This window comes from Bacillus sp. FSL K6-1338 (assembly GCF_038006965.1).
GTDB lineage: Bacteria > Bacillota > Bacilli > Bacillales > Bacillaceae_G > Bacillus_A > Bacillus_A thuringiensis_S.
In genome coordinates this window covers 1,006,879-1,026,227 of sequence record NZ_JBBOWI010000001.1, presented here as the reverse complement: position 1 = coordinate 1,026,227, position 19,349 = coordinate 1,006,879, and the positions used below count along the sequence as shown (strand labels likewise).

The window sequence follows — 19,349 nt, the reverse complement described above, 5'->3', positions numbered from 1 at the left end:
AGAATGAAAATATTCTCGATGATTAAAGTTTCATTCTATTTTACCACGCAATGTCATATATTTCTTTGCATATTGTAGCGTTTTATGTCAAAATAATTATAAGATTCTGATTTTAATTATTGGAGGGAATTTTCATGGGAGTATACGTTCTAACAGTCTTTGAAAAAGATGGTTCAAAAGCATTAGACGAATCATTCGAGGCGGTAACTGAAAAAGAAGCAAAAGCAAAAGGTGAATCTATTTTACAAGAAAAAGGATTGTATGAAAAAACACATCGCTGTACATCTACTGCAGGTAAGCTCGTTTTATTCCAGCGCTAAAAAAAAGAAGCGTCATCCGCTTCTTTTTCACTCTACTATATCTTCGTCACACCACGTAAACACCACATCTAGAATGCGATTACCAATACGTACGCTTTTATTCCATTTACCTGTTTGGATCTGATGTTGCAATTCAGCTTTCATCTTTTCCGTCCAGTCGTGAATCGTTTCACTACCGTCGTACGGATATACGCCTGGAAACTCTTCCTGCAGTAGATGCAAGCTCTCTGCATCAAAATGAAAATGGAAGAAGTAGTTTGCTGTAAGCGATGGTTCTTGCAATCGTAAAAAATGATCATCAATTTGCTTTCTATTTCTATAGAAAGTAAAGATATTCACTTTACCGCTAGTAATTTGGTCAATTTGAATTTCGTGCTTCTCTATAATCACGTCTTGTCCACCTCGTTGTATACTATCTTTAGTATATATGTCTTTTGCAACAAAGTTAACCATTTTCGCGCGAAATTCATTTCCTTCATTATATTACCTGTACCTCCATATGCAATCAGAACAAATAAAAACAAAGTTGAAGGGGAGCGATCACATGTATTTCGGAAGCAAAGGTTGGTATGTAAAAGAACTTAAAAAATTAGGTATCCGTACTTATGAAGGTAAAAAACTAGAATCGTATCGTACGCATGTGTTATCTAGTTTACTTGAGAGAATGAAGAAGGCTTCGGCTTAATAGAAAAACACCTCCCGAATTCGCATACTAAGTATGCAAATTCAATGGAGGTGTTTTTATCAGTTTTCATAAAAGATTTTTTGCTTCCGCTGGAACGGATACGTTTTAATCTCAACTGTATCTAAATTTTCATTGAATAAATGAATGGCTATAATTTGTCTACAATCGTAAGTATGGTAATAATATGTTCCAGACTCCATACACATTGCACTTGTATAGATAGTATTATCTAATATACCGTCTTCTGTTATTACTGCCCCCTTAGGAACCTCACAATTTGATAAGATATGAAAAATAGCCGATATCCCCTCTTCTTCGTTCTCTATACCTTGAATGTTTTGTTTGCCATATGCTGCCCGCACGAATCTTGATGGCGGGGTGAAATCTCCAGGAAGTCCCATCGATCCGGAACCTTGGCCAAAAGCACTTAATGGTACGTCTCCCCACTCAGTTGGCGCAAATGGCTGCGATTTAAGTCCAATATATTGTCTTAAATTTTGTAAATGCCAATTAAACTCCGGGCTATTAGTCATCACTCCTATTGGATTGTCATACATTTTTATTCCATCAGTTGTCGGCTCAAGTACAATACACTCTCCCCATTTATCTGCTAAAATCCAATGTAGTGGCGGAGTAATCCCTAAAACTGGTAATGGTACATCTATAAGGGAAATGTTATCAACAGATTTTTTTAACTCTTCAACAGAATTAAACTGCGTCAAGCTCCAAGCCACAAAATCAAATGGTGCTAAATTCGTTTTATGGTCATCTATGCTGTTACTATAAGTAGCGAATCCCGGGAAATAGAGAGTGGCACATGTCATACCAGCTTCATTTACTCCGTCCGCCATAATGACCCTTCCTTCATGACTAATTCCCATTCCGACAACAGCCTTTTTCGCTCGGATCGTTTCACCAGTTATATTTTTCCACTGATAACGCCGAGGAATGATTATTACTTCCTGATTCATATCTAATGTGAAATCCATTGTTCTCGCAAAAAGATGCTGGAAATTTTTTGTTTGTAACGTCAAACTAGTACACATGAAGAAATCCCCCCATTTTATAGTTATATACACATTTTATAAAATTCTGATAAATACGCAAATTAAAAAACCTATTTATCACTAACAAAATAACCACCTAAACCAAAAATGCTATAATAAACCCAATCAAACTAAGGGGGCAAATTACTTTGCTTGGAACATGCATTCAATTTCATAAGTTTGGCAATCCAAAAGACGTATTACAAGTTGAATATAAAAATATAGAACCACTGAAAGATAATGAAGTTTTCGTTCGTATGCTAGTTAGACCGATTAATCCATCTGACTTAATTCCAATAACGGGAGCGTACGCTCATAGAATTCCTTTACCTAACATACCTGGTTATGAAGGTGTTGGTATTGTAGAAGATGTAGGTGCGGGCGTTACGAGAGACCTTATCGGTAAACGTGTTTTACCGTTACGCGGAGAAGGTACTTGGCAGGAGTATGTGAAGACGTCAGCTGATTTTGTAGTCCCTATCCCTGATTCCATCGATGATTTTACAGCGGCACAAATGTATATTAACCCTCTTACGGCGTGGGTTACTTGTACAGAAACGTTAAACTTACAGAGTAATGACGTTTTATTAGTGAATGCTTGTGGATCCGCTATTGGACATCTATTTGCGCAGTTATCACAAATTTTAAACTTCCAATTCATTGCTGTTACAAGAAATAATAAGCATACAGAAGAATTACTACGCCTTGGTGCTGCATATATAATTGATACTTCCACTGCTTCGCTTTATGAAACAGTTATGACATTAACAAACGGCAGAGGTGCAGATGCTGCGATTGATTCTATCGGGGGGCCGGCTGGAAATGAATTAGCTTTCTCCTTACGTCCAAACGGGCACTTTTTAACGATCGGTCTTCTATCAGGAATACAAGTGAACTGGGCAGAAATTGTCACGAAAGCCAAAGTACACGCGAACATATTTCATTTACGACATTGGAATAAAGAGGTGTCACCATATAAATGGCAAGAAACGTTTCATCACTTAATTCGTTTAGTAGAAAATAAGCAATTACGTTTTATGACGGTACATTCTACGTATGACTTAGCGGATGTGAAAGCGGCAGTTGATGTTGTGCAATCTGCTGAGAAAACGAAAGGGTAACTAACTGTTACGATTTATTTAACCAATTATAACGAAAGTTAATTAAATATATCAGTAAGCCCTGCTAGTCAAGTGATTGGCTAGTAGTGAGGGTTAACTGCGGGCAATCCCTAAAGCTGATTGAACTACAACGTGGCTAGAAATAGTGAGCGTGAATGTCGCGAAAGCAGAAAAAATCAATCAGATCGTGCAAGGTTAAATCCTAAACACTAGAACAATGGGTCTTCCGCCTCGAATCATCTAAGTCAAAAGCGATAAGATGAACGTTCAACGACTATCTCGTATAACTGACGAGAGTACATCACAAGCCTATGGTGGTGGAAAAATCCTCTATCTCTAAGTAGATAAACATATAGTCTGCGCTCATGTGAAAACATGAGAAGTTCATAAGAGAACTGGCTAAGGAATTGCGCCCTTAGTTGAACAAGATAAATTTTATTGAATCTATCAAACTTTATTGATTTTATCGAACGTACGTGCTATGTTTGGTTCGATGAGGTGAGAATAATAATGAAATTTTCACGAGTTAGTCAAGTATCAGAATTAACAGGTTTGCATCCGAGTAGTCTTACGAGAATGCTGGTGGAACACGCTACGATTCAGAAGAACAAATCTTTCATTAAAGGAGTTACATTCTGATGATATTGGCGAAGAAAGTCAGACTAATTCCAACGCCTGAACAAGAAAAAGTGCTTAGAAACCATGCTGGAGCTGCAAGATTCGCTTATAACTATTGTAAAAGAATGAGTGATAGATACTATAAGCTATTTGGAAAATCTGTTTCACAGTTAGCTTTACAGAAACGATTTACAAATATCAAGAAGCAAAAGAGATATGAGTGGTTAAAAGACATTAATGCACAAGTGCCCAAACAGGCTTCAAAAGATTTTGATACGGCGAGAAAACATTCGTTCAAAAAGTACAAAAATGGTTATCACACTTCTTATAAATCCAAAAAAGATTTAATCCAAGGATTTTATGCCAATTATGAAAGACTGGTTATAGGAAAGAAAGTAGTTCATATTCAGTCTATTGGAGAAGTGAAAACAAGCCAACAACTACCAAGGAATAAAAAACCATCCAATCCAAGAGTTACATTTGATGGTCGTCACTGGTGGATTAGTGTGGGGTTCCAAGAAGACTTTGAATTACAAGAACTAACGAATGAGTCGATTGGTGTGGATGTTGGTTTAAAAGAGCTTTTTGTAGCTTCTAATGGTATGAAAGAACGAAATATAAACAAAGATGCCAAGGTTAAAAAACTTTTGAAAAGGAAAAAGTCAGCACAAAGAGATATGTCTAGGAGATTTAAAAAAGGTGCAAAAATTCAATCTGCCGGATATGAAAAAGCGAAAGCTGAGCACCTGCGATTATCTAGGAAAATTACGAATATCCGAACTAACCATATCCATCAAGCAACAGCTAAATTGGTGAAAACCAAACCAATGAGGATTGTTGTGGAAGACTTATCTATCTCAAACCTGTTAAAAAACAAAAAACTATCGAAATCATTTTCATTTCAAAAATTAAACTTCTTCTTTCAATGTTTATCATACAAGTGCGAGAAGTATGGCATTGCGTATGTAAAAGCTGATAAATGGTTCGCTTCAAGCAAGATTTGTTCATGTTGCGGCGTAAAATACGACCATTCAGTTCAACCAGAAGGACAGTGGAGTTTAAAAATACGTGAGTGGTGTTGTGTTTCATGCAATAGCTATCACGATAGGGATGTAAATGCTGCGATAAATTTATCAAGATGGGTAAAATAAATGCTTGATAATAGGAGGTAACGATACTGCCTCGTGTGGAGTGTTATACCCCTCGTCCCTTTGGGGCTGCGAGAACACGATGAAGCACTAACTTGTGTAAATTTGATTGAATTGTATAGATTTAGTTAAGTTTATCGTATCGGAAAGTGTTTTTGACGAGTTATTAAATAGACTAGATAGTACGTTTAGCAGTCTATAATTGTAATTTTTTGGTACAATTATATTGAAAGGTGAAAGGAGCTTCTAACATGTGGCTAATTTCGGAAATTTGGCCTGTTATACTAGTCGGGGGGATTGTAGTATTTGTAATAAAAAGACTGGAACATAAATATAAGCATGGCAAATTGGGTAAGAAAAAATCAAAAGAGGCTCAACTGTTATTAGATAGTTTCATACCTATAGGAATGCTTTTTGGCTGTATAATCGGTTTGATTTTCGGCATGTTTTTCCCAGATTTCTCACTGCTTTCCATTAGTTTAGGATCCGGAATAGGCTATTTATTTGGTTTTTTTGCCTATGAAATTTATAGCAAGACAGGAAACAATTTTTGTTAATCCAAAAGGAATAAGCGGGACAGTACATAGTAATCATATAAAATATGTAACTGTCCTTTATTTTTGCATCAATGTTATCAATTTTTCTTCCACATCCTATACGCCTTTTTTATTGATTTTTCTCCCCTCTTTCTTTCGCATATTCGCTTTTTTGTTTTTCTCGGCTCTATACCCAAAGTAAAGTATCGCACATGTAGTAATAGAACCTACAATGTATCCTAAAAAGCCTCCTAACCAAAACATAATATAAATTGCCCCCAATCCATTATAAATTTTATGTAACAGACATCTGTAAAACGTTCTCGGTACCTCCGTTTTTTATTACAGATTGGAAAATCCCCTTAACCATTCCATCTATGAACACTCTGTCTTCTCTATTTTGATTATTATCTATAAAGTTATTTATACCACTAATTCTTCCATTATCTCAAATAACAATTTTATTATAAAATTCGCACTTACGTTACATATATGTAGCATTACTGTTTCTTTTTCATTTAGCCCTTAAAACTGTTCTATAATTTGAACGAGTTCGCTCTTTTGTACGAAATACCATTTATGCTACTGGCACTTCTATTTTTCTAAGAAATACAATCCCATTCTTTTTACTTTTACAACTTAAAAACAAAAAACCCCCTCAAAGCATGAACTTCAAGGGGTGAGCCTGTTTTTTATTTACTTATATACGTACAGCTGTACCACTGACAGCTACCATTAACATTCCATCACGAACAACCTCGTAATCTACGTCAATACCAACGATAGCGTTCGCACCTTTTTGTTTTGCAAGTTCTTTCATTTCGCCCATTGCGATATCACGAGCTTCTTTAAGCTTACTTTCATAAGAACCAGCACGACCACCGACAACATCACGAACAGAAGCGAATAAATCGCGGACAATGTTTGCACCCATAATAGCTTCACCATTTACAATATCAATATACTCAATAATCTCTTTACCTTGAATTCCAGAAGTTGTTGTTACAATCATGACTGACACTCTCCTAATAAGTTGTAGTTTTGATAAGCTTTCTTATGACTTTATTATGACATGGAAAAAGTATCTAATCTATTGAATTACCTTACAGGAATGTGACAGTTTTGTAATAATAAAACGCGCATTATGTTCCATTTTAATAAAGCGCTTTAATATTGGGATACATAAACGATTCTCTATTTTCTTTCCAATCTTTTTCTACTTCTTTAAAAGTTGGTCGTCCTAATTCTTTATTATTTTTATGTTTACTAAACCACTTTTTCACATACTGGTCTCCATTTTTATTTTGAACTGTACAAAGGAAGCTATTACTGCTATCCTTTAATATTTTTACAATCACGAAAAGGCACCTCTTCCCTTTTAAATAACATGATAGAACTTGATCTTTTACTATAAGCCCTTCCTCTCTTATAGTCATACGACTCCTCGGCCGCGCCAAAGTTGTAAGATCAAAAAAACGATATTCACTATGTTTATATTTTGCATAATTGATATGTGAAGTAAATATTATTTAAAGAAATCAGAGTTATAAGCATTATGCTTATCAAATATTTTATAAATTTCTAACTTATCATCTAATGTTGCATCTACTAAAATTAATATATTTCCATCGTAAATATATTCTTCATACTTTTTAGCATATTCTTCTGGAATTCCTAATCCTATAAATGCTCCTATTAAACTTCCAGCTCCTCCGCCAATACCAGCTCCACCAATAGCTGCTGCGATTGGTCCTGCTGCTACAATTGGACCCATTCCAGAAATGGCAAGTATACCAAGGCCAGTTAATAAACCACCTAGTCCCCCTGCTACTCCTCCTGCTACAAGCCCTGTCGCTGAAAAGATATCTGCTTTATGTGCAGTTTCATTCTTAACTTTTTCACCCGATTTTTCTTCCAGGTGTTCAATTTCCTTTTGATCCTTCGCAATAGCTGAAATGTTATCTGCTGGGTATCCTTTATCATTTAATTCATTAATAACGAGTGCCGCATCATCAATTGTTCTAAAAACACCTACTATTTTTCTATATACATTCATAACTATTAACCTCCTAAAGTTTTATATAATGTATCTTTATTTTTCTTCATTTCTGTATACACTAACCTTCTTATTAACATAACCATTTACGAAAAATGCGAATAGTAAAAGCACTACAAGTGAACTACTTAACAAGTAAATTAAATCAAATGTAATATCAATCATCATTTCATTCATGTATACCAGGCTCCTTTTTATTTAAAGTAAAAGTATATTTTGATAGACTAATCTACTAAACATAGACATCTTACAATTCATCTTCAGTCAATCTCTTTATAGTATATGTATACCCTTCCTAACTCTTTCTAAACGTAAAAAACTTTAATTATATTTTTCTTATTTATACGTTTAACATCTTCTAAAACGGGTATGTTTATATTGTTATGCTCACTATATGGAAAGGAATATTACGATGAACGCCATTCACTCTACTACTATTTCTTATAATGAAACACCTACAATAACTCAGATTCATCATTTTTATGCTTTAATGACAACATTTCAAGCTAATTTGTTTATAAGTAAACATGGAACAATGACATCAATCAAAAATTTAAGCACTCTAGTATCCTTTTTCCTTACTGTAAAAAAGAAAGATCTTGTATTATTTATTTTTGAAGGAATAGATGCAAAAAAAGCTTTAAGAACACTCTTTCCTTCTTAGAATGTTTGTTATCCTCTATTCCCCCGTTTACTACCTTTCATATATGTTTTTATATTTCAAAATGATTTCCTCTATGAAAAAAGAACCCCCTAATACAGTAGGGGGATTTCTAGTTTGGCCTTATGAAAACTGATATAATATATATTACGTTTTTTATTCTTTAAAATAGAAAACTTTTAATAATCTTGAAGGTAGGAATTTTTGATGAAATCGAAAGCAAAATTTAGTATTCGTTACAAAATTATGGCTGGTTATTTAGTTATCATTTTGTTCTTGCTTATTTCTTTCATTATGTTAAACAATGGGATTTCCAGTTTACAAAAATCTCGTAATTTTATTATTGATCACGATTTTAAAGTTCTTAATTTAACGAATCAAGTGGAGAAAGATTTACTAACAATTGAAAATAAAGCAAAAGGATTTATCACTTCTAATGATGCAAATTACGTTCAATCCCTTAACGCTGCAGAAAAGGATTACGAAAAACATTATCAAGATCTTTTTTCTTTATTAGAGGATAACCCCTCTCAGCAAGAAAAATTAAAACAGATTAACGAAAACATTACTAGTTGGATTAATAAAGAGATTCACCCACTCATTACAAATAATAATAGTAATAATGTACAAACAATCGACACGACTCAAATTCAGTCATTACAGTCGCAGCTAACTAACTTCCGTAGCACTGAGGAGCAACTAACGAAAAAAAGAGCTGCACAATTAGATATTGAAAATAATAAATTAGAGATTTGGTTATACAGTTTATTGTTCTTACTTTCTTGTATTTCCATTATCGTTTCACTCTATATTTCGAATTCCATTACAAAAACGATTAAAAATGTAATTCAAGCTATTAAATCCATTTCTTCCAAAGAAAAAATTACGGAAAGAATTCATGTAAATACACATGATGAAATAAAAGATCTTGCTCATACAACAAATCACCTACTAGACGAAATATCGAAAAGAGAGTGGTTACAAACTGAGCTTGCAGAATTAATTTTAATGTATCAAGGTGTATCTTCTATTGAGATGTTAGGTAAAAAAATTCTGAGTGGAATTATACAAAAAACGCAAACTTCTTGCGGTGCATTTTATGTTCGTGAAGAAATTGAAGACACTGTCTACTATGTGAAGAAAGCTTCTTTCGCCGGTCAAGGTCCTGATGTTGGAAAACAGTCTATTAAAATGGGTGAAGGTTTCATTGGACAGTCTGCTTTAGAAAAGAAAAGTTTTATTCTCAGGGACATACCTGAAGAATTCCGTTACGTTACTACTGGATTATTAGAAATACGCCCTAAAAACCTACTAGTCATCCCTATCTTATTTGAGGATGAAGTAATTGCAGTAATGGAGTTAGTAAGTGTAACTGAGATTTCAGACTTGCATCAAGATTTAATTCAACAAACTGTTGATAATCTAGGTTTGACAATCCATAGTATTATGGGACGTATGCGAATTCAAACTCTTTTACATGAATCACAAGCAATGACAGAAGAGCTGCAAGTTCAATCAGAAGAATTACAAACGCAAGCTGAAGAACTACAAATGCAAGCCGAAGAATTACGAACAACGAATGAACAATTAGAGTCTAGAACGGAAGAAGCTGAGCAGAAGACAGCTGACTTACAAATTACTAAATTAGAATTAGAAGAAAAAGCAAGCGAGTTGTTACGCAGCTCAAAATACAAATCAGAGTTCCTAGCAAATATGTCACATGAATTACGCACACCATTAAATAGTATTTTACTATTATCTGAAATGTTAAGAGAAAATCATGATAATCATTTATCGGATGATGAAATTGAACTAGCAACTGTCATTCATTCATCAGGGAAAGACTTACTTACTTTAATTAATGACATACTAGATTTATCTAAAGTAGAAGCAGGCAAACTAGACATCATTTTTGAAGCAACGAACATAAGTGACATGGCAGCCAATATGCATCAAAACTTTTTACATATAGCTGCACAAAAAAATGTCGAATTTACTATTGAAGACAGTGATACGATTCCAGATTTGTTTTATACAGATGCAAAACGGATTGAACAAATTATTAAAAACTTACTATCCAATGCATTTAAATTCACAGAAAAAGGATCCGTCTCTTTACATTTCAATCCGATAGAAACAACCAATTTGAGTCATGATATGCAATCTATAAGTAAAGAGTGGATTACAATTTCAGTAAAAGATACTGGTATTGGTATCGCTAAAGAACAGCATCAACTTATTTTCGAAGCCTTTCAACAGGCAGATGGAGCAACAATTCGGAAATATGGTGGTACAGGCTTAGGGTTATCTATTTGTAAAGAGTTTGCTAGATTATTAGGTGGTTGGATTACGTTAGAGAGTAATTTAGGAGAAGGTAGTACTTTCACGGTATATATTCCTAACCTTCCAAATGGATTACATGATATACAGTTATCCAATTTAGAAGTCGCAGCAACGGTAGATGACGTTATTCCTGCTGAAGTTGTCGAGGAAACGATAGTTACTCCCGAAACAAATAACGTCTTCCAAAAGAAAACCATTTTAATTGTCGATGATGATCATCGAAATATATTTGCATTACAAAACGCATTAGAAAAACAACATGCTACCATTATTACTGCACAAAACGGCATAGAGTGTTTAGAAATACTAAAAAGCAATACAAATATTGACCTTATTTTAATGGATATTATGATGCCTAATATGGACGGTTATGAAACGATGGAAAATATCCGAATGAACTTAGGGTTACATGAAATACCTATTATCGCATTAACTGCTAAAGCAATGCCAAATGATAAGGAAAAATGTTTATCTGCTGGCGCTTCAGATTATATAAGTAAACCATTAAACCTACATCAACTCTATTCGGTAATGAGTGTATGGTTAATAAAATAAGTGAGGTTTAGTTGGAGTGGAAAATAAGTATTATAATTTTGATCCATCAGTAGATACGGATGAGCGCACGAACTTAGAAATTGAATTACTATTGGAAGCGGTATTTAAACTATCAGGATTTGATTTTCGCCAATATGCTCGCACATCTATTTATAGAAGGATTTGTAATCGAATGCAGCTCTCTAATATCCCAACCATTTCAAAATTAATTGAAAAAGTAATTCACGAGGAAGGGGTTTTAGAACAGTTATTAAATGATTTCTCGATTAATGTAACTGAGATGTTCCGTAACCCTGCCTTTTTTAAAGCGCTAAGAGAGCATGTTATTCCTGAATTGAAAAAGCAACCTGAAATTAGAATTTGGCATGCTGGATGCGCAACTGGTGAAGAAGTATTATCGATGTCCATCTTACTTCACGAAGAAGGATTAAGTGAAAAGTCGGTTATTTACGCAACAGATATGAATACAAATGTGTTAGAAAAAGCAAAACAAGGCATCCTCCCGTTAAATAAAATGCAAACTTACACGAAAAACTATTTACAAGCTGGCGGTACACAAGCATTTTCTAACTATTATTCAACAGATAATCGTTTTGCTTATTTTAACCCTTCACTGTTACAAAACATTATTTTTGCACAGCATAATTTAGTAACCGATCAATCTTTTAACGAGTTTCATATTATACTTTGTCGTAACGTTTTAATTTACTTTACAAGTAAACTTCAAAATCAAGTGCAGCAACTATTTTATGAAAGCTTAAGTCACAATGGATTTCTATGTTTAGGAAATAAAGAAACTCTTCGTTTTTCAAATATAATGACGCATTATACCCAATTTAATCCTAGTGAACAAATTTATCAAAAAATACAATAAAGTGAAACTTTAATCAGTGGGGGTATCCCCCACTGATTATTAGTTGAACCAATCGGGCATTTACGGGCAGTTGATCTCCCACCTACCTTCTTTGCTTCAGACTAATTTTTTGGTAGGAGTCTTACTGCCCGTTAATGCGGGATAAAAAGCGTATGAAATCCTCTGTTTGGATTTCATACGCTTTTTATTTTGCATTCGTTTGTATCATAATTAGGCACATATCATCTGATTGTGCTTTCTTCTGTTCTCCCTTATAAAACCCTTCTATCTCGCCTTCTAAATCTCCCCATTTTCTTTCTGTAAAAGTACGTAATTTCTCTTCAGCCTCAAATTCATCATTTGCAATTGCTTCAAGAACACCATCTGTAAACAATACGATTTGAGCGTTCTTCTCAAAAGGTATAACTGTCTTTTCAACTTTTATTTCATCAAAAAATCCTACCGCACAACTCCCGCGATTTAGTTCAACCATATTTGTTTCATCAACTAAAACGTATCCAGAAGGATGCCCTGCATTTACATATTCAATCGTTCTCTTTTCTGTATCTACTACTAAATATATCGCTGTAAAATAATATGGAATATCGTCATTCTCATTATGTAAAAGAGTCATATATTTATTTAAGTCTTTAATGACAAGTTCTGGATCGACTAAAGATTTAATCGTTTCACGTAATACAGACGAAATAAACATACAAACTAATGAAGCAGATATACCATGTCCCATCACATCTAATAATATAATACCGTAGCGGTTTCCATCGATTTTATACCAATAATACATATCTCCAGCTAATTTAAATGAAGGTAAGTAACTTGCTTCAATTTCTATATAATCTTCTCTTAATGGGCTACTTAATAAGTTTCTTTGTACTTGCGTAGCTAAATCTAGTTCATTCCGAAGATTTTCTTCTTGTTCTTTATGCCAATTTAATTCCGATTTCAAGCGTAACGCTACACGCATACGTGCTAATAGTTCAACTTTATTTATAGGTTTCGTAATATAATCCATTGCCCCCATATCAAGAGCTTCGGCCAACTTATTTGCATCCTCTAAAGCTGTAACAAAAATAATAGGAATATCTTTAAACTTCTCCTCTTTTTGTAATCGCCTACAAACTTCAAGTCCATCAATTTCAGGCATCATAATATCTAATAGTATTAAGTCAATTTCATTATGCCTGGAAGAATCTTTTCCAAACTGTATGTATTCGAAGAGCTCTTGTGCAGAATTGAGCGATACAAGATCATGATATCCGGCTTGTTTTAAAATTTTCTCAATTACAAATATGTTAACCGGATTATCATCAACAATTAAAATGGACACAAGTTATTTCCCCTTTTCTTATTTAAAATGTAAATCTAATATCATTTTCTATTTTTCTAGTATTACATACTCAGTTACAAAATGAAAATTTCGTACTCAAACATATTTATACAACAAAAGAACAAACCCCTAGAAATAGGAATTTGTTCTTTCACTGTATAAATTTCTACTTTTAATTTAACACCATTGCTTTATCATTTAAAAGACGATCTAATTCTTCCATATGATTTGTTTCATCTGCAATCATATCTTCTAGTTTTACAACTAACTCTGTCATATTTAATTTCGCTGCCTGTTCTTTTCTCGTTTCATAACGCTTAATTGTTTCATATTCTGATTTTCTAGCGGATTCTAACATTTCTCTAACATCTTCTACTTGTTTCACTGGTAAAGGGATCGTAGTAGGTGTACCACCTAACGTCTTAATTTTCTCCGCTAAATATAGGGCATGTCCTTGTTCATCACTAATTTCAGATTCAAAGAAAGGTTTCAATACTTGTCTATATATACCAGAAACTGTAGCTGCATTATGGTTATACATAATAATTGCTGAGTATTCTCCTGCTAAATCTTCATTCAATCCTTCGATTAGTTCTTTCACATCGTGTGACATTTTTATATCTCCTCCTATACTTAATAAGTACCCCTTTCCTCATGTTTTAAACATAATTATTTAAAATTTTTATGTATCTAAAAATGCAGCTTGCTTCAATTTACTTATCGCTTGTCTTTTAATACGAGAAACGTGCATTTGCGAAATACCTAACCGTTCTCCTGTATCTTTTTGATTTAAATTTTCTCCAAATATATAATGAATAACACTCTTTTCCGTATCATTTAATACGTTAAAAATATCCTCTAAAACGAGACGTCTTTCTGTCTGTTCATATCCTTGCTCTACTTCACCTACAGATTCAATTCTCGCTACCGAACTTCCATCAGATGAATTTTCAACTACATCATCTAAGGAAGATACTCGATAATTATTTTTCGCATCCATAATCTCTAGAACTTCCTCTTCCGATAGTCCTAAATGATTTGCAATTTCTATTATCTTCGGTGAACGTTGCAGGTGATCTGTTAACTCCTCTATCGCAAGTTTAATTTTCCCGCCTAAATCTTTAATTCGCCTTGGAACATGAATACCCCAAGTTTTATCACGTAAATACTTCTTTATTTCGCCTACTATTGTAGGTATTGCAAACGGCTCAAAAGCATTCCCTATCGAATAATCATACCTTCTTATTGCGCCTAAGAGCCCTAACATCCCTACTTGTATAATATCCTCATGCATCGGCCCACCTTTTGAATAGCGATATGCAATGGAATATACGAGATTTTTATAATGATCAACTAACCTTTCCTGCGCTTCATTACATTGGTTTTGTTGGAAGTCTGCAATTAGCTTAATAACGTCTTCTTTAGTAAGAGTTGTAGGTTGAGATTGGATTTCCATCATTCTCCACCTGCTCTCTTTGTATATATTTTGTCATTAAAACTGTCATGCCCTCATCATGCATGATTTGTATATCATCCATTAACGTATTGATTAAATATAAACCTAAACCATTTTCCGGCAAATGTTCTACTGGTTTATTAATATCATACGGACCGACTTTACTTTTTAAGCTACTGGAATCAAAGCTAACTCCATTATCCGCAGCCATAATTTCTAATCGATCTTCATATAGACCAAAGACAATTGTAATTTCTCCAACGTCTTCTTTATATGCATGTTGTACAATGTTTGTACATGCTTCACTAATAGCAATTTTCATATCTTCTATATCGTCATAAGCAAAGCCCATTCGATTCGCAACACCAGCCATTGTTAAACGAATAATAGCCACATATTCTGCTTTTGCAGGAATTTTCATTTCTATCTTTTCAAATCTCTCCATCATCCCTAGTCACCTTCTTTCTACTTTTTCAAAATCGGAATTCAAATTTAATATTTCTGTTAGCCCTGTAATATCAAATAATCTTTTTAGCCTTTTAGATACACCAATAAACTCTAGCTTCCCATCATTTTTCTTAACTGCTTTTAATAAAGCTATAAAAACTCCTAAGCCTGTACTATCCATATAATCTACGTTATGAAAATCTACTACAATATGAACCTCTTTTTCATTTGCAATAGGCATAATCTTATTTTTTAAATCTGATGCCGTATATGCATCAATCTCACCATTAAGTTGTACCGTATAACCTACATCATTTTGCAAAATATTTATTTCCAAATTCATCATTTCCGCCCCCTCATCTCAAACTTTTACTATTTAATTACCCATAAAAATTAGTTTTAAACATATTTTTTTATTTTCATTATAAATAAATTTTCTACACCTTTCTCAGCTTAACACTAAAAAAAATACTACCGAATGTTTAAACCTTATAAATTTGTGTATGTATAATGTATAAACATTATTTTTAGGGGGATCTATCTATGGAAGAGCACAACTTTAAAAAGGGAGATTTCGTTCAATTTTCTTATCGACACGATCATGCTACAAAGTTAGTTGGTTCCATTATTAATATACTAACGAATACAATTGTAGTTGATATAGGTAATAACGAGGACTTATCTCATATAGAACCAAGGCAGGTCGTAAGGATAAATAATTGTAAAAGAGTAACGATGGTTTAATATGTAATATAAAGTGTAATCTCAATCAGTGGGGCCATCCTCACTGATTGTTTATTGAATAAACATGATGATTGCGAGCAACCTTCATACAGATTACATTAAAAAAGCATCCAAATTATTTTAATTGGATGCTTTTTTATGTATATTTATCAGTTCATTAACCCTATCACTATATATAACAAACTTAAAATTACTATTCATTATCATACTTACGCTTTCCGTAGCATTCTAGAGAAGAATGTGACGATTAAAATAAAGACGATTGCGCCTAATAAAGCTGGAAGAATAAAGATGCCTCCCCATTCAGGACCCCAGTGACCAAATAATGCACTACCAACCCAAGATCCGATTAATCCAGCAATTACATTACCAACTATACCTAAAGGAAAGTCTTTCCCTGTAATCATTCCAGCTAACGCACCAATAAGTCCACCTACAATACATGTAATAATAAGTCCCACAATTAAACCTCCTATATTATTTTTATATTGGATTCATCAAGCTTTGGTATGTAACCAAAGCTTGATGAAAATGTATTATTCTTTATTATCCAACTCATCGCTTATCTTTTGTTTCACTTTTCCGACTTTTTCTTTTATAGTTCCCTTCGTCTTCTCCCACTTCCCTTCAGTTTTCAACTCTCTATCTTCTGTAACTTCACCAATTCCTTCTTTTATTTGTCCTTTTTTCTTTTCAACTTTACCCGTAATTTGTTCTTTTAGCCCGCTCTCACTCATATTTCCCATCTCCTTTTCGTAATAGATTTATAGATTTAAAGGATACAAATTTAAATAGAATACATGCATCTTCTTTCTTGTAACCATTCACCGACTCTTTCTAAATCCTTAACGAATAACAAGATTTTCCCTTCATCCAGCTTTTCTTCATAAAAGTTCGCTTCTTCCTCATTAAGCCCTAACTCCTGCATCTTATTTCTTAACTGATCTCCCGTTTTTTGAAAGACGTTAATAATGCTTGTCCCAAGTCCTTCCTCTTTTATTCCAATCGTGTTCACGTCTGCATTATCTGCGATTCTATCTGTCCTCTCTTTCTCATGTGTTAACACGTAAATATCTTTTTGTTCTATTCCTTTCTTCACTAGATCATTTGCCGCATTCATGACCTCTTTCTCCGTAATAAATTCATATACAAAAGGTTTACTATACTTCGTTTCCATCTTTAACATCCTCCTTTAAAATGAATTATTTGTTATATTATATGTAGTACACCTATTTTCGAAATGTTAAACATAAAATTCAAAAAAAGTTATGTGAATTTTAATTTTAATAGAAAATGAACAACATCATTTACCACTTTAAAACATCTTCTCCTTACAATAACCTCCTAAATTAACAGAAAATTGTTATAATTGAACGTAAGGAGGGATAATATGAAAAAAATCATATCTATATGCGCTCTAACCGCTCTATCTTTCACTTTAATAGGTTGTACAAGTACCTCGGTTACAGATAAAGCTTCACAAGTTAAGCAAGAACATACACAAAATACCTTTCAATTAAACTCCGCAAATATTACCGACATTGAAATACTGAAAACAACAAATCATACTACGTCCAAATCTCAAACAGATAACGCAGAAATGATAAAATCTATCGTTTCAGCAGTTCAAAATGGAACACCTAAAACTATCACTTTAGATCAAAAAAAGAAACAATCTGTGCATTCTACTATAACCGTTACATATAAAGATGACGAAAAAGAAGAGTTTCTTGTTTGGGTTGATAATAAGGAACAAATTACAATTGCCAAAGATGAGAAGAAAGATAAGGTAGAAAGTGTGATAGTGAATATTAAAGATACTAAAATGATGAAGGATTTCTTTTAAAATTCTAGTTAACATTAAAAAAAGAGTAGGATTACATCCTACTCTTTTGTTTAATCATACCCAATAAATAGACTTTTATAAGATCTATTTAAGGTCTAATTTTGCTAAATCATGTTGTAAAACATTATTTCCTTCTTGTGGGTTAAATACGATTGCACTAAGACCAAAAACATTCGTAACAACATCTCTATCTTTCGGACGAATGATTCTTACTTCATAAGCAAACAGTGCTGGAGGAAGAGCTGCTGAACGAAAAGTAACATATTGATTAGGTGGCAATGTTTGTGTTGAAGGGTCTATTAATGGTAACAATACCGGAGAACCAGATGACCAATCAAACATTTCAACAGTTACTCTACGAGTATCATCTGGATCAACATTCATAGCATCCACAGTAAGAAATAACGTAGCGGAATGTCTACGTAATATACCCGTTGATAAAGTTTCATTATGATGTTCACAGCATTTTTTTGGAGGGTGACCATAGCCATAACTCATACCAATTCCCCCCTTTCATTTACAATTAAGGACAAGTATTCCTTATAATATATAATGTTAGTATTCTTTTAGTGCAAGGTATAAAAGCGGATTTTCATCTGTATTTTTGGATATTTTTTTCATTTATTCGCTTTTAAAGAATAAAGTGAAACTTTAATCAGCCCTCACCAATCGGGGTCTTACTACCCAGCAAATAGCGAGATAAATCTATTTTGAAAAGGACCTGCTCCATTCATTCGTAAAAGCATAAAGTAAATGGAATCCGTTAAAACACATGAGTGACCCCTTGGTTTTCCCTTCCTATTAAAAGGAGGAACTGTTATGGGCTTTGGTGGTAGTTGTGGTGGCTGTGGCTTCGCTGGAGGATTTGCTTTATTAGTTGTATTGTTCATTTTATTAATCATCGTTGGAGCTGCTTGCTTCTGCTAAAAAACTATCGGAAAAGACACTTTTATATGAGTGTCTTTTCTTCATAAAAAATACGCAATGTGCAGTTTAAGTGTAAGATGTAGTATTACATCCCTCTCCAAAATGAACTTCGATACTATAAATTTCGTTTAGGTGCAATCTTAAAATTTTAGTTTAATAGCAATATGGTGAAACTCTATTCCATATAATATTGCTATTGCAGAAAAGTAAAACAAACTGGACAACCTAGATTTCAAACTGTAAGATTAGATGTTGGTGAAATTGGGCAGCAAAGCATATATAGAAAATAGGTGTTAATTTTGAAAATCAATAAAAAATTCGAACCAATAATTTTTAATATCTTTATGATTTTAGGTATATCTAGTATTATCTCTTTCGTCATGGTTTCAATGAATGTTGGATATACAGCTTTATTTCTCAAATCATGGATGAAAACATGGGGAATTGCTTTCGTACTTGCATTTTTAGCTTCTAAATTATTACCCTTTGTAGTTAAAAAGATAATGAAAATCTTCACTTTTGTTGAGAATCATGCTTAAGAATAAAGTGATGTACTACTCCAGTTCATTCCAATTAAAAGAGTTTATTATCACAAATACTTAACCTAGTAAAATGTTTCAAATCGAAGGAAGACACCTT

Annotated in this window: 29 protein-coding genes; 13 read left to right on the top strand and 16 right to left on the bottom strand. The window is 33.3% G+C overall.

Annotated features, from left to right (window positions below):
• Positions 1–134: 134 nt before the first annotated feature.
• Positions 135–320, top strand: a complete 186-nt coding sequence (locus tag NZ044_RS05450; RefSeq protein WP_098836798.1) for a YhzD family protein — start codon at positions 135–137, stop codon at positions 318–320.
• Positions 321–347: 27 nt separating this feature from the next.
• Here NZ044_RS05450 and NZ044_RS05445 read toward each other — a convergent pair whose 3' ends face one another.
• On the bottom strand, positions 348–710 hold the full coding sequence (locus NZ044_RS05445; RefSeq protein WP_044783539.1) for a hypothetical protein: 363 nt from the start codon (positions 708–710) through the stop codon (positions 348–350).
• A gap of 154 nt (positions 711–864) precedes the next feature.
• On the opposite strand from NZ044_RS05445, the gene NZ044_RS05440 reads away from it, so the two are divergent.
• The gene (locus NZ044_RS05440) at positions 865–1,005 is read left to right on the top strand and encodes a YflJ family protein (protein WP_000273536.1); all 141 of its coding nucleotides are present in this window, start codon (positions 865–867) and stop codon (positions 1,003–1,005) included.
• Positions 1,006–1,064: 59 nt separating this feature from the next.
• On the opposite strand, the gene NZ044_RS05435 is transcribed toward NZ044_RS05440, so the two are convergent.
• On the bottom strand, positions 1,065–2,051 hold the full coding sequence (locus NZ044_RS05435; protein WP_118961623.1) for a choloylglycine hydrolase family protein: 987 nt from the start codon (positions 2,049–2,051) through the stop codon (positions 1,065–1,067).
• A 149-nt stretch (positions 2,052–2,200) separates the two neighbouring features.
• On the opposite strand from NZ044_RS05435, the gene NZ044_RS05430 reads away from it, so the two are divergent.
• From NZ044_RS05430 to NZ044_RS05415, 4 genes are all read left to right on the top strand, one after another.
• Positions 2,201–3,172, top strand: a complete 972-nt coding sequence (locus tag NZ044_RS05430) for a zinc-dependent alcohol dehydrogenase family protein (protein ID WP_118961622.1) — start codon at positions 2,201–2,203, stop codon at positions 3,170–3,172.
• Between the two features lie 510 nt (positions 3,173–3,682).
• Positions 3,683–3,811: a hypothetical protein gene (locus NZ044_RS05425; RefSeq protein WP_000672787.1), complete on the top strand. Its 129-nt coding sequence runs from the start codon at positions 3,683–3,685 to the stop codon at positions 3,809–3,811.
• Positions 3,811–4,941: an RNA-guided endonuclease InsQ/TnpB family protein gene (locus tag NZ044_RS05420; RefSeq protein WP_118961621.1), complete on the top strand. Its 1,131-nt coding sequence runs from the start codon at positions 3,811–3,813 to the stop codon at positions 4,939–4,941. Before NZ044_RS05425 ends, NZ044_RS05420 begins: the two co-directional genes overlap by 1 nt.
• Before the next feature lie 248 nt (positions 4,942–5,189).
• Positions 5,190–5,495 carry a hypothetical protein gene (locus tag NZ044_RS05415; protein ID WP_000266264.1) on the top strand — a complete coding sequence of 102 codons (306 nt, stop codon included), beginning with the start codon at positions 5,190–5,192 and terminating at the stop codon, positions 5,493–5,495.
• A 96-nt stretch (positions 5,496–5,591) separates the two neighbouring features.
• On the opposite strand, the gene NZ044_RS05410 is transcribed toward NZ044_RS05415, so the two are convergent.
• From NZ044_RS05410 to NZ044_RS05390, 5 genes are all read right to left on the bottom strand, one after another.
• Complete coding sequence (locus NZ044_RS05410) at positions 5,592–5,738, bottom strand: hypothetical protein (RefSeq protein WP_000498641.1); 147 nt, start codon at positions 5,736–5,738, stop codon at positions 5,592–5,594.
• Between the two features lie 436 nt (positions 5,739–6,174).
• Positions 6,175–6,486, bottom strand: a complete 312-nt coding sequence (locus NZ044_RS05405) for a YbjQ family protein (protein WP_000637513.1) — start codon at positions 6,484–6,486, stop codon at positions 6,175–6,177.
• Between the two features lie 142 nt (positions 6,487–6,628).
• Positions 6,629–6,832: a DUF4028 family protein gene (locus tag NZ044_RS05400; protein WP_118961630.1), complete on the bottom strand. Its 204-nt coding sequence runs from the start codon at positions 6,830–6,832 to the stop codon at positions 6,629–6,631.
• A 167-nt stretch (positions 6,833–6,999) separates the two neighbouring features.
• Positions 7,000–7,530 (bottom strand): general stress protein, encoded by a 531-nt coding sequence (locus NZ044_RS05395; RefSeq protein ID WP_118961620.1) that lies wholly within the window; start codon positions 7,528–7,530, stop codon positions 7,000–7,002.
• A gap of 36 nt (positions 7,531–7,566) precedes the next feature.
• Complete coding sequence (locus NZ044_RS05390) at positions 7,567–7,707, bottom strand: hypothetical protein (protein WP_001004568.1); 141 nt, start codon at positions 7,705–7,707, stop codon at positions 7,567–7,569.
• Between the two features lie 235 nt (positions 7,708–7,942).
• Between NZ044_RS05390 and NZ044_RS05385 the strand changes: the two genes are divergently transcribed.
• From NZ044_RS05385 to NZ044_RS05375, 3 genes are all read left to right on the top strand, one after another.
• Positions 7,943–8,194 (top strand): hypothetical protein, encoded by a 252-nt coding sequence (locus NZ044_RS05385; RefSeq protein WP_000991351.1) that lies wholly within the window; start codon positions 7,943–7,945, stop codon positions 8,192–8,194.
• 204 nt (positions 8,195–8,398) lie between these two features.
• Positions 8,399–11,089, top strand: a complete 2,691-nt coding sequence (locus tag NZ044_RS05380) for a response regulator (RefSeq protein WP_000836706.1) — start codon at positions 8,399–8,401, stop codon at positions 11,087–11,089.
• A gap of 16 nt (positions 11,090–11,105) precedes the next feature.
• Complete coding sequence (locus NZ044_RS05375) at positions 11,106–11,963, top strand: CheR family methyltransferase (protein ID WP_118961619.1); 858 nt, start codon at positions 11,106–11,108, stop codon at positions 11,961–11,963.
• 184 nt (positions 11,964–12,147) lie between these two features.
• Here the strand turns inward: NZ044_RS05375 and NZ044_RS05370 are convergent, their stop codons facing one another.
• From NZ044_RS05370 to rsbV, 5 genes are all read right to left on the bottom strand, one after another.
• Positions 12,148–13,290, bottom strand: coding sequence for a SpoIIE family protein phosphatase (locus NZ044_RS05370; protein ID WP_229145139.1), 1,143 nt, complete (start codon positions 13,288–13,290; stop codon positions 12,148–12,150).
• Positions 13,291–13,462: 172 nt separating this feature from the next.
• On the bottom strand, positions 13,463–13,903 hold the full coding sequence (locus tag NZ044_RS05365; protein WP_000017751.1) for a ferritin-like domain-containing protein: 441 nt from the start codon (positions 13,901–13,903) through the stop codon (positions 13,463–13,465).
• A gap of 69 nt (positions 13,904–13,972) precedes the next feature.
• Positions 13,973–14,749 carry an RNA polymerase sigma factor SigB gene (gene sigB, locus NZ044_RS05360; RefSeq protein WP_016078003.1) on the bottom strand — a complete coding sequence of 259 codons (777 nt, stop codon included), beginning with the start codon at positions 14,747–14,749 and terminating at the stop codon, positions 13,973–13,975.
• Positions 14,712–15,194 (bottom strand): anti-sigma B factor RsbW, encoded by a 483-nt coding sequence (gene rsbW / locus NZ044_RS05355; protein WP_098505971.1) that lies wholly within the window; start codon positions 15,192–15,194, stop codon positions 14,712–14,714. Before rsbW ends, sigB begins: the two co-directional genes overlap by 38 nt.
• A gap of 6 nt (positions 15,195–15,200) precedes the next feature.
• Positions 15,201–15,539 carry an anti sigma b factor antagonist RsbV gene (gene rsbV / locus NZ044_RS05350; protein WP_016097861.1) on the bottom strand — a complete coding sequence of 113 codons (339 nt, stop codon included), beginning with the start codon at positions 15,537–15,539 and terminating at the stop codon, positions 15,201–15,203.
• Positions 15,540–15,736: 197 nt separating this feature from the next.
• On the opposite strand from rsbV, the gene NZ044_RS05345 reads away from it, so the two are divergent.
• Positions 15,737–15,937 carry a hypothetical protein gene (locus NZ044_RS05345; protein WP_000390996.1) on the top strand — a complete coding sequence of 67 codons (201 nt, stop codon included), beginning with the start codon at positions 15,737–15,739 and terminating at the stop codon, positions 15,935–15,937.
• A 209-nt stretch (positions 15,938–16,146) separates the two neighbouring features.
• Here the strand turns inward: NZ044_RS05345 and NZ044_RS05340 are convergent, their stop codons facing one another.
• The 3 genes from NZ044_RS05340 to NZ044_RS05330 form a co-directional block, all read right to left on the bottom strand.
• Positions 16,147–16,398: a GlsB/YeaQ/YmgE family stress response membrane protein gene (locus NZ044_RS05340; protein WP_000522902.1), complete on the bottom strand. Its 252-nt coding sequence runs from the start codon at positions 16,396–16,398 to the stop codon at positions 16,147–16,149.
• A gap of 75 nt (positions 16,399–16,473) precedes the next feature.
• A complete protein-coding gene (locus NZ044_RS05335; protein ID WP_000004260.1) occupies positions 16,474–16,674 on the bottom strand; it encodes a CsbD family protein in 201 nt (66 codons plus the stop codon).
• Between the two features lie 50 nt (positions 16,675–16,724).
• Entirely contained in the window at positions 16,725–17,114 is a 390-nt protein-coding gene (locus tag NZ044_RS05330) for a general stress protein (RefSeq protein ID WP_053565103.1), read from the bottom strand.
• Positions 17,115–17,327: 213 nt separating this feature from the next.
• Between NZ044_RS05330 and NZ044_RS05325 the strand changes: the two genes are divergently transcribed.
• On the top strand, positions 17,328–17,783 hold the full coding sequence (locus NZ044_RS05325) for a hypothetical protein (RefSeq protein WP_098505969.1): 456 nt from the start codon (positions 17,328–17,330) through the stop codon (positions 17,781–17,783).
• Positions 17,784–17,867: 84 nt separating this feature from the next.
• Here NZ044_RS05325 and NZ044_RS05320 read toward each other — a convergent pair whose 3' ends face one another.
• Positions 17,868–18,281, bottom strand: a complete 414-nt coding sequence (locus tag NZ044_RS05320) for a hypothetical protein (protein WP_016097858.1) — start codon at positions 18,279–18,281, stop codon at positions 17,868–17,870.
• A 321-nt stretch (positions 18,282–18,602) separates the two neighbouring features.
• On the opposite strand from NZ044_RS05320, the gene NZ044_RS05315 reads away from it, so the two are divergent.
• Positions 18,603–18,710: a YjcZ family sporulation protein gene (locus NZ044_RS05315; RefSeq protein ID WP_000505670.1), complete on the top strand. Its 108-nt coding sequence runs from the start codon at positions 18,603–18,605 to the stop codon at positions 18,708–18,710.
• A 299-nt stretch (positions 18,711–19,009) separates the two neighbouring features.
• The gene (locus NZ044_RS05310) at positions 19,010–19,249 is read left to right on the top strand and encodes a DUF2798 domain-containing protein (RefSeq protein ID WP_000700211.1); all 240 of its coding nucleotides are present in this window, start codon (positions 19,010–19,012) and stop codon (positions 19,247–19,249) included.
• Positions 19,250–19,349 lie beyond the last annotated feature (100 nt).